Origin of the sequence: Gordonia sp. CPCC 205333 (assembly GCF_048537885.1) — a bacterium.
Taxonomy (GTDB): domain Bacteria; phylum Actinomycetota; class Actinomycetes; order Mycobacteriales; family Mycobacteriaceae; genus Gordonia.
In genome coordinates, this window is the sequence record NZ_JBCLVI010000003.1 from 829,912 (window position 1) to 844,304 (window position 14,393).

The 14,393-nt window shown below is 61.9% G+C and carries 13 protein-coding genes; 4 read left to right on the forward strand and 9 right to left on the reverse strand.

Going from position 1 to position 14,393, the window contains the following annotated elements:
* Positions 1-132: 132 nt before the first annotated feature.
* Entirely contained in the window at positions 133-1,581 is a 1,449-nt protein-coding gene (locus tag AAFP29_RS14005) for an NlpC/P60 family protein (protein WP_419218107.1), read from the reverse strand.
* A gap of 305 nt (positions 1,582-1,886) precedes the next feature.
* Positions 1,887-2,612, reverse strand: a complete 726-nt coding sequence (locus AAFP29_RS14010; RefSeq protein ID WP_419217961.1) for a DUF6676 family protein — start codon at positions 2,610-2,612, stop codon at positions 1,887-1,889.
* Between the two features lie 339 nt (positions 2,613-2,951).
* On the opposite strand from AAFP29_RS14010, the gene acnA reads away from it, so the two are divergent.
* The 4 genes from acnA (at position 2,952) to AAFP29_RS14030 (ending at position 8,418) form a co-directional block, all read left to right on the forward strand.
* Positions 2,952-5,756, forward strand: coding sequence for an aconitate hydratase AcnA (acnA, locus tag AAFP29_RS14015; protein ID WP_419218108.1), 2,805 nt, complete (start codon positions 2,952-2,954; stop codon positions 5,754-5,756).
* 35 nt (positions 5,757-5,791) lie between these two features.
* A complete protein-coding gene (locus AAFP29_RS14020) occupies positions 5,792-6,358 on the forward strand; it encodes a TetR/AcrR family transcriptional regulator (RefSeq protein WP_419217962.1) in 567 nt (188 codons plus the stop codon).
* 165 nt (positions 6,359-6,523) lie between these two features.
* Positions 6,524-8,056 carry a GMC oxidoreductase gene (locus tag AAFP29_RS14025; RefSeq protein WP_419218109.1) on the forward strand — a complete coding sequence of 511 codons (1,533 nt, stop codon included), beginning with the start codon at positions 6,524-6,526 and terminating at the stop codon, positions 8,054-8,056.
* Positions 8,057-8,085: 29 nt separating this feature from the next.
* Positions 8,086-8,418, forward strand: a complete 333-nt coding sequence (locus AAFP29_RS14030; protein WP_419217963.1) for a hypothetical protein — start codon at positions 8,086-8,088, stop codon at positions 8,416-8,418.
* A gap of 1 nt (position 8,419) precedes the next feature.
* Here the strand turns inward: AAFP29_RS14030 and AAFP29_RS14035 are convergent, their stop codons facing one another.
* The 7 genes from AAFP29_RS14035 to AAFP29_RS14065 all read right to left on the reverse strand — a co-directional run bounded on the left by AAFP29_RS14035 (position 8,420) and on the right by AAFP29_RS14065 (position 14,304).
* On the reverse strand, positions 8,420-9,460 hold the full coding sequence (locus AAFP29_RS14035) for a hypothetical protein (RefSeq protein ID WP_419217964.1): 1,041 nt from the start codon (positions 9,458-9,460) through the stop codon (positions 8,420-8,422).
* Between the two features lie 46 nt (positions 9,461-9,506).
* Positions 9,507-10,142: an RES family NAD+ phosphorylase gene (locus AAFP29_RS14040; RefSeq protein ID WP_419217965.1), complete on the reverse strand. Its 636-nt coding sequence runs from the start codon at positions 10,140-10,142 to the stop codon at positions 9,507-9,509.
* 7 nt (positions 10,143-10,149) lie between these two features.
* The gene (locus tag AAFP29_RS14045) at positions 10,150-10,779 is read right to left on the reverse strand and encodes a hypothetical protein (protein ID WP_419217966.1); all 630 of its coding nucleotides are present in this window, start codon (positions 10,777-10,779) and stop codon (positions 10,150-10,152) included.
* Positions 10,780-10,985: 206 nt separating this feature from the next.
* Entirely contained in the window at positions 10,986-11,753 is a 768-nt protein-coding gene (locus AAFP29_RS14050) for a crotonase/enoyl-CoA hydratase family protein (protein WP_419217967.1), read from the reverse strand.
* 51 nt (positions 11,754-11,804) lie between these two features.
* Positions 11,805-12,683: a metal ABC transporter permease gene (locus tag AAFP29_RS14055; protein ID WP_419217968.1), complete on the reverse strand. Its 879-nt coding sequence runs from the start codon at positions 12,681-12,683 to the stop codon at positions 11,805-11,807.
* The gene (locus AAFP29_RS14060; protein WP_419217969.1) at positions 12,680-13,423 is read right to left on the reverse strand and encodes a metal ABC transporter ATP-binding protein; all 744 of its coding nucleotides are present in this window, start codon (positions 13,421-13,423) and stop codon (positions 12,680-12,682) included. Before AAFP29_RS14060 ends, AAFP29_RS14055 begins: the two co-directional genes overlap by 4 nt.
* Positions 13,420-14,304: a metal ABC transporter substrate-binding protein gene (locus AAFP29_RS14065; protein WP_419218110.1), complete on the reverse strand. Its 885-nt coding sequence runs from the start codon at positions 14,302-14,304 to the stop codon at positions 13,420-13,422. The genes AAFP29_RS14060 and AAFP29_RS14065 overlap by 4 nt, the downstream gene beginning before the upstream one ends.
* Positions 14,305-14,393: the final 89 nt, after the last annotated feature.

Consider the following 14,393-nt stretch of genomic DNA (forward strand, 5'->3'; position numbering starts at 1 on the left):
ACACTAGCCGCGCGCAACCCTCTGTGCGAGCACCGGTCGCGTGTTCAAACGAGGTTCACAGGTGCCGCGCAACTACCAAAGCCTCACCACGTTCGGCTGCAACTACCAAAGCCTCACTACGTTCGGCTGCAACTACCAAAGCCTCACTACGTTCGGCATGGCCCCATCGGTGCGCAACGGCGAGATCTTCACGACACTGCCTGACTCCGGCGCCTCGACCATCTTGTTGTCACCCAAATAGAGGGCGACGTGCTGGCTCGCGCTGGGACCGTAGAAGATCATGTCGCCGCGCTGGATCTGCGACAACGGCACCTGCGGACCAGACGTGTACTGATAACCGGTGTAGTGCGGCAGGTCGTAGCCGATACCGGCGAACGCATAGATCATCAAACCCGAGCAGTCGAAGCCGATCTTGTTGTAGTCGCCGTAACTGTCCGCGACGCCACCATCCCGGATACCCTTCGTCGGGCCATTGGCATCACCACCACCCCACGCATAGGGCAGGTTCAGCTGGGAGAGCGCACGGTTGACTACGACCTCGACAGCCTGCGGGCCGCGTAGGCCCGGCTGGACCTGACCGCCGCCGCCGGAACTGCCGAACAGACTTCCCAGCGAACCGGATCCAAGCTTCGACAGCGAGCCATTGGGTCCGGTACTCGTAAGGTCGCTGCCACCCACACCCAGTTCATCGAGCAACTGCGAATGCGGCAACTGCTGCTGTCCAACAAGCGCGGCGACCAACTTCTGCCCGACATCGAGGGCCAACTTGGCTGCGGCCTCGATCGCGAGCTGAGCGGCATCGTCGCCACCGGCTACCGGAATGCCGGGAGGCAGCTTCGCGATGATCGGCGCGTCGACCTTGGTCGACCGCACACCCTTGAGGACGTTGAGCCGTCGCTGCGCGACGTCGCGATTGGAGACGAGTTGCTTACGTCGAGCTTGCTCGCTGGAGACCGCCTGACGGGCCTCCGTGATCGCCGACAGTGCGTCGGATTTGCGCGTCGCCGCACCGCGCGTGGCCGAAACAGCTTGTCGCCGAGCCGCTTCCACGGCTGCGACGCGGTTAGCCTTCTGGTTGCGCGCAATACGCAACTTCTGAATCGTCGCCTGTTGTTGCTGGGCCAGTCGATCGCCGACCGTGGCCCGGTCCATGACCTTCTGCGGATCGTCGCCGGAGACGTAGCTCGACAGCGAACCTGGATTGCCACCCTTGCGATAGATGGAACGGGCCAGCGTATTAAATTTGGTCTGCGCATCGGCAACCGCACCGTCAGCGGCTGTCAACGACTTCTTCGCTCCGCGTGAGGCGATTGTCGCCAACCGCTGAGCGGCGATCGCATTCTGATAGTCGACCAGTGCGCGGTTGACATTCTCCTGCCTAACCGCGACATTCTGATCGAGATCAGCCAGATTCTGGTTGACCTGAGCGATCTGATTCACCAGACCGGACACGGAATTATGGTCGGTCTTCTTGGGTGCCGCGTCTGCTTGCGCCGCACCTACGACAACTGCGAGCGACAACATGGCGATCGTCGCCATACGTCGCCCCCACGACATGCGGGCCGTGCGGCGCGCGGGCATGACGAAGGCTACTTCGCCGATCTCCCGGGTGGCGGCTCGTTTCACGGAAACTCCCTTGCTTGCGTCGCACAGATCCATTCACCTATGTCACATCGGCCACAGCCGACGCTTGAGTCCCATAGATGACAACAGAACCGTACGTCACTCTCAAAGCATTCCGAAACTCCCATAACAGAATTACATACAGGTGATTACCTGCGACAATGCTGTGAACAGCACAGAAGGCCCACGATGGCCGAAGGTCTCAAATTTGCAACAGTGACGTGCTGGGTGCGAGTTCGCACACTGACAGCACATAGGCGACGTCAGGAGGCGTCGACTGGGCTCTCCACAGAGTCACGCTCGGCACCATTCGAGGCCTCGTCGGCCGTGTCTTTGCGCGGGGCCGGCGTAGCCGACGACTTGTCGCCATCCTGGGCACGACGTCGGCCAAGGATTCGCGCGATCACCGCGCCGATGAACACCACGACCATCAGCACCAGCGTGATCGCAGTCCAGTCCAGGGTCGGACCGTCGAGATAGTCGACCATCTGGCGGGCCGCCTGCGGCGGATTCGTCAGGGTCAGATTATTAGCCGCGGCCTCTTCTTGATCGACGCGGGAGAAGTCGGGTCCCTGACTGCCAACTGAGTTGGGACCGAGAACCAGAACGTTGCCGCCGGTGCTGGACTGCAATTCGATGGCGACGTCGCGGTAGTAGGTGAACTTCGGCTGCTTCTCGGTCAGGACGACGATCTTTATGTCGTGGCCTTTCGACTTCGCATGCGCCACAACTTCTTTCAGTTGGGACACCTGGTCGGCCGGACCGGATACCCCGGTCGTCAGCAGGTCTTTGCGGATCTTCTCGATATCGACGCCGGCCGGCACGCTGGCGCCGTAGGGAATTCCGACAACGGTCGTGCCACCAGTATTGGACGACGCCGGATCCTCACCAGGAGCCGCCGGAGTCGTGGTCGCTGCCGGATCTTCCGGCTCAGCCAGATGTGTCACCGAAGTTCCCACACGCCCCACAACGATGGGTTCAGGACTCATCGAGAACACCTCTCCTAGCGAATCCGTCGGATTGTCGACGGATAACCCGGTCTGGAAGTTAACAGCCAACGAAAGATCCGGTGTTGGCCGACTTATGGCTGCACACTACGACACAATGGGCCCGAGAAGAGAATTCCCGACGCTCGGCGAGCCCACCGACGACACGCACCCCCAACGGGTGGTAACAGTACGCCCGTACTGTTAGACTGAGCTATGTCGCGTCAAGAGTTGTCTTCGATGCAACACCACCAAGGCAGCCGACTCAGCCCGTCGGCCCTTGCGGCCACGTACCGGTAGAAGTAAACCGCCGACACTCAGCCCGTCGGCAAGAGGAGATGCATACACGTGAGTAACGATTCATTTGGCGCCCGCGGCACACTTGAAGTCGGCGACAATTCCTACGAGATCTTCCGCCTCAACGCGGTTCCCGGCACTGAGAAACTCCCCTACTCGCTGAAGGTTCTGGCCGAGAACCTGCTGCGCACCGAAGACGGCGCGAATATCACCAAAGACCATATCGAGGCCATCGCCAACTGGGATCCCAGTGCCGATCCGAACACCGAGATCCAGTTCACCCCGGCCCGCGTCATCATGCAGGACTTCACCGGTGTTCCGTGCATCGTGGACCTCGCGACCATGCGTGAAGCCGTCACCGCACTCGGTGGCGATGCCACCAAGGTCAACCCACTCTCCCCCGCCGACATGGTCATCGACCACTCGGTGATCCTCGATGTATTCGGTCGCGCCGATGCGCTTGAGCGCAATGTGGACCTGGAATACCAGCGCAACGGCGAGCGGTACCAGTTCCTGCGTTGGGGCCAGGGCGCATTCGACGACTTCAAAGTCGTCCCGCCGGGCATGGGCATCGTCCACCAGGTGAACATCGAATATCTGGCGCCCACGGTGATGACCCGCAACGGCCAGGCGTACCCCGACACCTGCGTCGGCACTGACTCACACACCACCATGGTCAACGGCCTCGGCGTGCTTGGCTGGGGCGTCGGCGGCATCGAGGCCGAGGCCGCCATGCTTGGCCAGCCCGTGTCGATGCTCATCCCGCGCGTCGTCGGCTTCAAACTGACCGGTGAGATCCAGCCCGGCGTCACTGCAACTGACGTCGTGCTGACGGCGACCGACATGCTGCGTCAGCTCGGCGTGGTCGGCAAATTCGTCGAGTTCTACGGCGCCGGCGTTGCCGAGGTTCCACTTGCCAACCGCGCGACGCTGGGCAACATGAGTCCCGAATTCGGCTCCACCGCAGCCATTTTCCCGATCGACGAGGAAACGATCGATTACTTACGACTTACCGGACGCAGCGACGAACAACTCGCACTGGTCGAGGCATATGCCAAGGAACAGGGCATGTGGCACGACCCGGAGCGCGAGCCGGTTTACTCCGAGTACATCGAACTCGACCTGAGCACGGTCGTCCCGTCCATCGCTGGCCCGAAGCGTCCGCAGGACCGCATCCTGCTGTCCGACTCGAAGGTCGCTTTCCGCAAGGACATCCACAACTACGTCGAAGAGGGCCTCACCCCGGCCCACACCAAACTCGACGAAGCCGTGGAAGAGAGCTTCCCCGCCTCCGACCCCGCCACCCTGTCGTTCGCCGATGACGGCGCGGTCAACGTTCTCTCCGCCGCGAACGGTGCTGAAGGTCGGCCGACCAAGCCGGTCAAGGTCGTCGACGACGAGCGCGGCGAGTTCGTCCTCGACCACGGCGCCGTGGTGGTCGCGGGTATCACCTCGTGTACCAACACCTCCAATCCGTCGGTCATGCTCGGCGCCGCTCTGCTCGCCCGCAATGCGGTCGAGAAGGGTCTGACGACCAAGCCGTGGGTCAAGACGAATATGGCTCCCGGATCGCAGGTTGTCACCGACTACTACGAGAAGGCTGGCCTGTGGCCCTACCTCGAGAAACTCGGCTACTACCTCGGAGGCTACGGCTGCACCACGTGTATCGGCAACACCGGCCCGCTGCCCGACGCCATCTCCAAGGCGATCAATGAGAACGACCTGTCGGTCACCGCGGTGCTCTCGGGTAACCGTAACTTCGAGGGACGTATCTCGCCCGACGTCAAGATGAACTACTTGGCCTCCCCGCCACTGGTGATCGCCTACGGCCTCGCCGGAACCATGGATTTCGACTTCGAGACCGATTCCCTGGGCAACGACAACGATGGCAACCCGGTCTTCCTGAAGGACATCTGGCCGTCCACGAAGGAAATCGAAGAGACTATCCAGACCGCGATCAGCCAGGACATGTTCCGCAAGTCCTACGCGACGATCTTCGCGGGCGACAGCCGATGGCAGAATCTGTCCACTCCCGAGGGCGCGACCTTCGAGTGGGCCGAGGATTCGACCTATGTCCGCAAAGCACCGTACTTCGACGGGATGGCTGTCGAACCGTCTCCGGTCACCGAAATCACCGGTGCTCGCGTGCTCGCGCTGCTCGGCGATTCGGTCACTACCGACCACATCAGCCCGGCCGGTCCGATCAAGCCCGGCACGCCGGCGGCGCAGTACCTCGATGCCAATGGTGTTGAGCGCAAGGATTACAACTCGCTCGGATCACGTCGCGGCAACCACGAGGTGATGATCCGCGGCACCTTCGCCAATATCCGTCTGCAGAACCAGCTTCTCGATGGCGTCTCGGGTGGTTACACCCGCGACTTCACTCTCGACGGCGGACCGCAGTCATTCATCTACGATGCGTCGCAGAACTACCAGAAGGCCGGCATTCCGCTAGTCGTTCTCGGTGGCAAGGAATACGGTTCGGGTAGCTCGCGTGACTGGGCTGCCAAGGGCACCAGCCTGCTCGGCGTTCGCGCGGTCATCACCGAATCATTCGAGCGCATCCACCGCTCGAACCTCATCGGCATGGGTGTCATCCCACTGCAGTTCCCCGAGGGCGAATCGGCCAAATCGCTTGGCCTCGACGGCACCGAGACATTCGACTTCGCCGGGATCACCGAGCTAAACGAGGGTCGGACGCCGAAGACGATCAAGGTCACTGCCACCAAAGAAGACGGCACCAAGGTCGAATTCGATGCGAAGGTTCGCATCGACACCCCCGGTGAGGCCGACTACTACCGTAACGGCGGCATCCTGCAGTACGTGCTGCGAAACATGCTGAAGAGCTAATTCAGAGGCGAGCTAAGCGACGGGAGATGTAAACGTTGCCAAAGGTCTCTGAAGACCACCTTGCCGCGCGTCGTCGTCAGATCCTCGACGGCGCGCGGCATTGTTTCGCGGAGTTCGGCTACGACGGTGCCACCGTCAAACGCCTGGAAGAGGCGACAAGTCTGTCGCGCGGTGCGATCTTCCATCATTTCCGCGACAAGGAAGCACTCTTCCTCGCACTTGCCCACGAGGATGCCCAGCGGATGGCCGATGTCGCCGCCGAAGAGGGCCTCGTCCAGGTCATGCGCAATATGCTGGCTCGTCCGGAGGATTTCGACTGGCTCGGGACGCGACTGGAAATCGCGCGGAAGATTCGTACGGACGTCTCATTCCGTGACGAATGGGTCGCTCGCTCAGCGGAATTGGATTCCGCGACGCTCGCCCGGTTGGAGCGACAGCGCACAGCGGGGCGCCTGCGCGACGACATTCCGACCGAAGTCTTGGTGAAATACCTCGACCTCGTGCTCGACGGGTTGATCACCCGCTTAGCGATGGGTCAGTCGACCGCGAATCTCGACGCCGTGCTGGATCTGGTGGAAGCCTCGGTTCGATTGGAGCGGTAGCGGTCGCGAGACCGTTCCGCAGTCGGCGCGTTGTCGACCCTTAGGCTTGCCTTGCCTTGGCACTAGATTACAGTTTGCCGGGTGACTTCTGACAATCCTCTCGTAAACCCCGTATCGCGACGCTCGGTGCTGACATCAGCGGCGGGGCTCGGGGCACTCGGCGCGATGGCATCTTTGGGTGGATCCGTATCTGCCGCGCCATCGACCGGGAAATCCGCGATCGTGATCGGTACCGGATTCGGCGGCGCGGTCGCCGCTCTCCGTCTGGGCCAAGCCGGTATCAAAACGACAGTGTTCGAGCGGGGTCGCCGGTGGCCAATTCGCCCGGACGGCAACACTTTCGCCACCTTCAGCGCACCCGACGGTCGCGCGTCGTGGTTCTCGAATACCGTCGGCGTGACATCCTCGGTCGGGATTCCGGTGAACTACTACCCGGGTCTCCTCGATCGCATAAAGGGTAACGGGATCGACGCCGTCTACGGCGCTGGGGTCGGCGGTGGATCGCTGGCATTCGGCTCGTTCACCCCGGTTCCTCGCAAACAGGATTTCAACGATGTCTTCCCCGGTGGCGCCGGATTCGACGAGCTGGCGGCAACCTACTATCCGCGTGCGAAGAAGATGCTCAACGCATCGCAACTGCCGACAGACATCATGAATCATCCTCGCTACGTCGGCACCCGTTCGTGGCTTGCGACCTGCCGCCGCTACGGCAAAGAGCCGGTTTCCTTCGACTACGCCATCGACTGGGATATTGTTCGGGCCGAATTGGCCGGTAAGGCAAGGTCTTCCATCATCGATGGTGAACTTGGTTTCGGCGTCAACAGTGGCGCCAAAAACTCGGTCGATCACAACTACCTACCAGCCGCCGAACGCACCGGCCACGTGACCATCAAACCGTTGCACGAGGTCTTCGACATCGTGCCGCGTACGCGTAAGCCCGGTTTCGTCGTCACCGCCCGGGTCATCGACGAGGCGCATCGGACGGTCCGCGTTGTGCGCGCCGAAGCTGACTACCTGTTCATGGCCGCCGGGTCGTTCCACACCACCCGAATGCTTGTCGAGGCACGGGCCGAGGGCCGCCTGCCCAAGTTGTCGAACAAGGTCGGCGAGGGCTTTGGCGCAAATGGGGACTTCCTCACCGCACGAACGGCGGTATCCGACGACTACGGCACCCAGCAAGGTGGTCCGGGATTCGGCCGCATCTACGAAGACGACCTGCCCGGCGGGCCGGTATCGATGGTGTACCACTCGACTCCGTTGCCCTCTCCACTGGGAAAAGCGGCTACTACCAACCTAATTCAGGTTCATAGCGATGAGCGCGGCACGGTCGACTACAACCATGCGACCAGGGCAGCCGAGATCAACTACCCGTTCCCCGAAGGCAACGCTCTCGATCGACGGGGCGCGGCCTTCGCCGAACGCTTCCGCCAACGCGCCGAAGTTGGGCACGGGCGTCCGCTGAGCGGCATCCCGGTGTATTCGCGTGCCGTCGGATTCGGTTCCTCCAGCACGTATCACGGCCTCGGCGGCGTGGTGATGAACCGCGCGGCCAACTTCGACGGCAGTGTCCGCGGATACGACAACCTCTACGTCGTCGACGGTTCGTTCGCACCCGGTGCGGTCGGCCTCGTCAATCCGGCGTTGACCATCACCGCGCTCGCGGAACGGACGATGGCCCGGTTCGTGGCGTCACACTGATCACCGTCGGGCACGAGTACTATCACCACGTGATGAAACGAGCCACCGCAACACTATTCGCGTCCGCGGCCATCGCGGCCGGACTTTTGGCCGCGGTCCCGGCCACCGCCGATGCCAGCACACCGCGCATTGGCAGCAAATGCTCGGCGTCGGAAGCCAACAACTACCGACACACCAGAGCCGGAACGCCGACGGTGTGCGCGCACGTCGGGTCGGGCGCCTACAAGTGGGTGCGCGTCGCGAAAGCCGACCCTGTTCGGCGTAGCTCCGGACAACCGTGTACCGGCAAGTATTCAGTGGCGGTGACTCGTAAAGGTAAGGCCTTGGTCTGCGCCAGTGGTCGCTGGCGCACCAGCCCGTAGGTCAATTCGTCTTTCGCGTGCCGACGGCGTCGCGGAACAGCGCCGACGAGTAGAACGGCGCGAGGCGACGGCGGAACAGTTCATCGAGATAGCCTCGCTCGTCGAGTATCGCGAATACCGATGGCCCAAAGCGCAGTCCCTCCTCGATGAGGTCCGCACGTTCGATTCCCAACTCCGCCAACAGTTCTGCCAATGGAGTGTCGCCGTACTTGTCGAAGACGTGCTGGATGCCTTCGTCGAGCATCGCGCGGAAATAGTCGGTGTCGCGAAAAGTGCGCCAGAACTCGAAGGCCAGCACGACGATATCTTCCAGATCCGATTCGGTGACCAGATCGCGATAACTACCCACCGCGTCACCACTGCGCTGGCGCCAGAATTCACGCGCCGTCTCCAGCAATGCTTCGTCGGTTGTGTCTCGGTTGCCGCGCAACACGAATCGCGCTCCGGACCGAGTCAATCGGTCGACCCCTGATTCGATAACCGGCAGGGCCGGTTCGACTGCGCGCGCGAGTCGACTACGCACAATATCGACCACGCCGCGACGACCGGCCGCAGCATCATCTCGAGCCGACTCGGTCACCGACGACTCCACTGCCCGCTGCACGATCTCGACGCAGGCATCTACGGTTACCGGACTGTCGAGCACCAACCGGATCAGCCGTTGTGTCACCTGAAGTTCGGCAGCGCCGGTGAGCAGTTCATCGAAGTGACGACCATCGACTAGGTCTTCTATCTGGATCTCGTCATTTGCCCGATGCCGATAGATACGCGCGGCGATCTCACCGACGAGTTCGGGGATAGCCCCCTCAACGGGCAGCTGAACCGCATACTTGTGTGCGACGTCTTTGATCTGACGATCAGTGACAGCTTCGGCGAGAGTTAATTCACTCGTCAATGCCAGAAAGCTGTCGACTTCCTCAATCACCAGGGCTTTGAATGCCTCCGACGACAGCACCTGCTCCTTCGCGAACGCTACTTGCGCGTCGAGAAGCCGGGCCGCGAGTTCGGTGGCCGGGTCTGTTCCCTCGATGCTCTCTGCCATGACTCAAGGGTGTCATATCGTCGGGCGACGGCCCACCGGACTGGACCTACAAGAACTTGTAACCCAGGTCCATCGCCGCCGTCGCAATCCGTCCTTCCAGCCCGGGATGCGAAAGTGGCAACGAGATAAGCGGATTCGCCGGGAAATCACCCGCCGTCCGCTCAAACAGGGCGACACAGGTGCCACCCGCGAATCGTCCGCGATAGGCAATACCGTCGATTTCGTCAAATGCGGAATGTATCGCTCGAGCCCACTGCTGGGATCGTCGATGAGGCGCGGAGTCGAGACCGTGATTGCCGCCGGCACGCGTGATCCAAGTCGCGACGCCGATGCCACCGACGTCGAGTAATCGCAGTGGTCGCGTGAAACGCAACCCGGTGAGATATTTCGCGTCGGTATGCCGATCAATCACCCGGGTTTCCTGAAACACTTCCGCCAGGGCACCGCGCGGATCGGCCGCTCCGTACCAGATCCCGTATCTCGGGTGCTCGCCCACCGGCAACGGATGCTGGTCGAAGCGCAGTACGGGTCCCCAAGTGCGATGAGCATCCCAGGGCAGCACATGGGAGCCGACGGTGGCGTGTACACGCCATACCGGCATGCTCGTTTTCCAGGTCAGAGCTTCTTTGCTTCGGATGCCAGTGGATTTCAGGTCGGCAACCGAGGGCGGCGGCGGTAGCATCGGGTGGCTACACCGCTCCCCACGACGCGGCATCGACGATGTCGGTGGCGCGCTCGACTTCTTGATCGGAGCGCGGGCCCGACAACAGCCACGCGACGATCGACGCGGGCTCACTGCCAACCGCGAGGGTGGGTTGCGGCAGCGTGAGCAATGACTGGACCTCGAGCGGATGGGCGTCGGGTCGAATACGTGACACCACGGCGTCGATTCCTGGCACCACGGCGTCGTCGGTGAACTGCGCTGGGACGAGCAGGCGACGCGTACCCCATTTATATGCCCACAACGTTCGGGCGGCGAGCCGCTGACGCACCCTCGCGGTACTCACGCCAGCCCGCTCGGCAGCATCATTGACGGTCAACGACTCGGCAACCAACTGCTGCATCTGAATATCGCGGGCGACCGTCGCTGTAGTCAGTGCGCCTGGTCGTTCACTGAAACCTGCGGCATCGAGTACTGCGGCGTCGGCTTCGGAGAGCGCCGCAGACGGTGGCGAGGTGTCGTCGGCAAGTGTGTCGAGTACTTCTGCGAGTTGGTCACGCGTGAGCGGAAACCGCGACAGTCTCCCGAGGGCATCCTCGAAACTAATAGCACCGGAACGGAACTGGGCACGCGCGTCGAGCGACTCGGCCGAAGTCATCAGTTATCCTTACGCCAATTTACATGTATAAATCCATGTTAGCGCATGACCGCCGAGTCGGTCGAGTTCTACGCCAGCATTGCGCCGCAGAAGAATTCTCGTCCCCGTCGGCGAGTATGAAGGGCAATATGCCCTTCGGGCTCATCGCGGGGGACGAAATTCACATCACGTGCAGAGCAGCCGCGCAAGGAAGAGAATGGCCTGGGCTAAATGTCGTCGAACGAGCCGCCACGACCTTTTCCGGACGCGAATCGCGCCGCTCCCCCGACGCCGTCGGCCATCAGTGAACTCATTCCGATCGCGAACTCGCGCCGCAGCGCGGACTCTTCGTCGTCGCCCCATTGCGCGCGGGCTGAACGACGGTCGTTACGCATACATGTCTGCGGCATACGAGCGATGTCACGGGCGAGCTCGACGGCAGCTGCCCGAGCGGTGCCAGTCGGCACAACTCGATTGATCAACCCGAACGACAGCGCCTCAGCCGCATCGACCGGACGGCCGGTCAAGATCAGATCCATTGCGCGACTGTGCCCGATGAGACGTGGAAGTCGAACAGTTCCGCCGTCGATCAATGGCACGCCCCAGCGGCGACAGAAGACGCCGAGCGTGGCGTCTTCGTCGGCGACTCGCAGGTCGCACCAAATCGCCAATTCCAATCCACCCGCGACCGCGTGCCCATTGATTGCGGCGATGACGGGCTTGGATATGTCCATCCGAGTGGGCCCCATCGGGGCATCGCCTTCGAGATTCAACTTATTGCCGTCCTCGGTGCCAACCGCCTTGAGATTGGCGCCTGCGCAGAAGGACGGCCCCTCCCCGGCGAGCACCGCAACCTTGGCGTCGGAATCCTCGAATTCCCTGAAGGCCCTTGCCAATTCGGCTGCCATCGGCCCATCGACGGCGTTATGACGTTCGGGCCGATTCATGACGATTACAGTCACGTCGCCGTCGTTCTCGATACGAATGTCGTTCATTGGTGAGCAACTCTCAGTGGGAATGCGCGAACATTGTCGACCTCAGGGTCTCTAGCCCGCAGTCACAACCACCGTAACGTCGCTCGCGGGTCGCCGCTTTCGCCCGGTCAATACCCCGTACTTGGGACTGAACAGGTATACGAGCGCGAAGAGAATTCCCTGTATCAGCACCACCATCCCGCCCGGCGAAGTGTCTTGGTAATACGAGACATACAGCCCCACGACGCCGGCGAGCGCCGACGTTGTCGGTGCGATGATCAACATTCGGCCGAACCGATCGGTCAGAAGATACGCGGTCGCGCCGGGGATAATGAGCATCGCGACGACGAGCACGATGCCGACCACTTGCAGGGCGGTCACCGCGGTAAGTGCCAACAGACCGAGGAGTGTCGCACCAAGAATCCGCGGATTGAGACCGATCGCGAAAGCGTGAGTCGGGTCGAATGCGTACAGGGTGAAATCGCGTCGTTTGACGAGCAAGACGGCCGCCACGATGGCACCCAGCACCGCGATCTGAACCAGATCCGACGTCGAGACACCGAGTAAGTTGCCGAAGATGATGTGGTTGAGATCGGTCTGACTAGGTGTCACGGAGATCAGCACGAGCCCGAGCGCGAACAGCGTCGTGAACACGATGCCGATCGCCGCATCCTCTTTGATCCGACCACTATCGCGGACCGCGCCAATCAAGCCGACAGCGAGAAAACCGAAAACGATTGCGCCCAAAGCGAATGGAGCGCCGAAGATATAGGCGAGCACGACTCCCGGCAACACAGCATGCGACACGGCATCGCCCATCAGCGACCACCCGATCAGCACCAGCCAACACGACAGCAGCGCACAGACCACCGAGGCGACCAGCGTCGCCACGAGAGCGCGCGACATGAACGGATACGCGAACGGATCGAGCAGCAGATCGACGATATTCACGAGCTGACCTCCGGCTGACGGTCGAGCGGATCGAGGCCGAACGCACGAACCAAGTTCTCTGGGGTCAGAATCTCGTCGGGGCGTCCTTGGGCGAGGACGCGACGCATGAGCAGTACCGCTTCGTCGGCGAGTTTGGGAAGAGCGTGCAGATCGTGGGTGGAGACCAGGATCGTCGCGCCCGCACCGGCAAGTTCCCTTAGCAACGTGGTGATGGTGGCCTCGGTTCGTTTGTCGACTCCGGCGAACGGTTCATCGAGTAGCAAGACAGATGCGTCCTGGGCGATGCCGCGGGCAACAAAGGCGCGCTTACGCTGGCCACCGGAGAGTTGGCCAATCTGACGGTGTTGGTAGTCGGTAAGTTCCACGCGCTCCAGCGCGGTGTCGACCGCGGCCTGATCCGCCCGACGAGGGCGGCGGGTAAGCCCAAGATGGCCGTAGCGGCCAGTCATCACGACTTCGCGCACGGTGAGTGGGAATGCCCAGTCGATGGCCTCAGACTGTGGCACGTAGCCGACCGCGGCGGCCTTCCGCGCCGCTACCGGGCTACCTCCGTTGACGGTTACCCGCCCGCTGTCCGGGGTAATCATCCCGATGATGGTCTTGAACAGGGTCGACTTTCCTGACCCGTTCATTCCGACCAACCCGCACACAGTTCCCGACTCCAGCGTGAACGACGCGTCTTGAAGCGCTGGGACCGTGCCGTAGTGGACGCTGACATTTTCGACGACGATGGCGCTCACGCGGCAGCCTTCCCGGTGAGGCCTGCGACGATCGTCCTTGCGTCATGACGGATGAGGTCGAGATAGGTAGGTACCGGGCCCTCTGCTTCCGACAGCGAGTCCACGTAAAGCGTGCCGCCGAATCGGGCGCCGGTCGCGGAAACGACTTGTTTCATCGGCGCTGCGGAGACTGTCGATTCACAGAACACGGCGGGCACCTTCTTGGCTTTGACGAAGTCAATTGTCGAGGCGACCTGCTGTGGTGTGGCTTGCTGCTCGGCATTGACCGGCCAGATATAGCGTTCGGTGAGGCCCGCGTCGCGGGCAAGGTACGAGAAGGCGCCTTCGCAGGTGACTAGCGCCCGCTCGTTCGCCGGCAGCGACTTGAGTGCGGCGACCAATTCCCGTTGCACGCCTTGAAGTTTCGACTTGTAGTCGGCGGCGTTGGCTTTGAAGGCGCCGGCTCCGTTTGGATCGAGGCTGGTGAACGCTCGCACCAGATTGTCGACGTAGATCTCTACGTTGAGCGGACTCATCCACGAATGCGGGTTTGGCTTGCCCGCATATGCGTCCGACGCGATATCGATTGGCGCCACCCCATCGCTGACAACCACATGCGGCACGTCGAGCCCTTCGACGAACTGCGCGAACCACGCCTCCAGATTTAGGCCGTTATCAACGATCAGCGATGCCGTCGATGCTCGACGAATATCACCAGGAGTCGGCTCGTAACCGTGAATCTCCGCGCCCGGCTTGGTTATTGACTCGACGTGCAAGCGGTCACCGGCGACCTTCGCAGCGATGTCAGACAGAACGGTGAAAGTTGTCAGGACGACTGGTTTGCCGTCGGAATTTGTACCTGGCACCGAACATCCGGCGATGAGTACACCGATCACCGCCATTACCGAAGCAGCCAGGGGCATACGAACGCGCGACTGGGTTTGTGGCATGTCGACACAATAGTTTCGGTTACCCGAACTTGTCTAGTCGC

Bases quoted from the DNA above. Each gene is read 5' to 3' on its own strand.
- AAFP29_RS14065 (WP_419218110.1), bottom strand. From the start codon at position 14,304: ATGGCGGTGATCGGTGTACTCATCGCCGGATGTTCGGTGCCAGGTACA.
- AAFP29_RS14025 (WP_419218109.1), top strand. From the start codon at position 6,524: ATGGCATCTTTGGGTGGATCCGTATCTGCCGCGCCATCGACCGGGAAA.
- AAFP29_RS14045 (WP_419217966.1), bottom strand. From the start codon at position 10,779: ATGACTTCGGCCGAGTCGCTCGACGCGCGTGCCCAGTTCCGTTCCGGT.
- AAFP29_RS14040 (WP_419217965.1), bottom strand. From the start codon at position 10,142: ATGCTACCGCCGCCGCCCTCGGTTGCCGACCTGAAATCCACTGGCATC.
- AAFP29_RS14010 (WP_419217961.1), bottom strand. From the start codon at position 2,612: ATGAGTCCTGAACCCATCGTTGTGGGGCGTGTGGGAACTTCGGTGACA.
- AAFP29_RS14050 (WP_419217967.1), bottom strand. From the start codon at position 11,753: ATGAACGACATTCGTATCGAGAACGACGGCGACGTGACTGTAATCGTC.
- AAFP29_RS14035 (WP_419217964.1), bottom strand. From the start codon at position 9,460: ATGGCAGAGAGCATCGAGGGAACAGACCCGGCCACCGAACTCGCGGCC.
- AAFP29_RS14005 (WP_419218107.1), bottom strand. From the start codon at position 1,581: ATGCCCGCGCGCCGCACGGCCCGCATGTCGTGGGGGCGACGTATGGCG.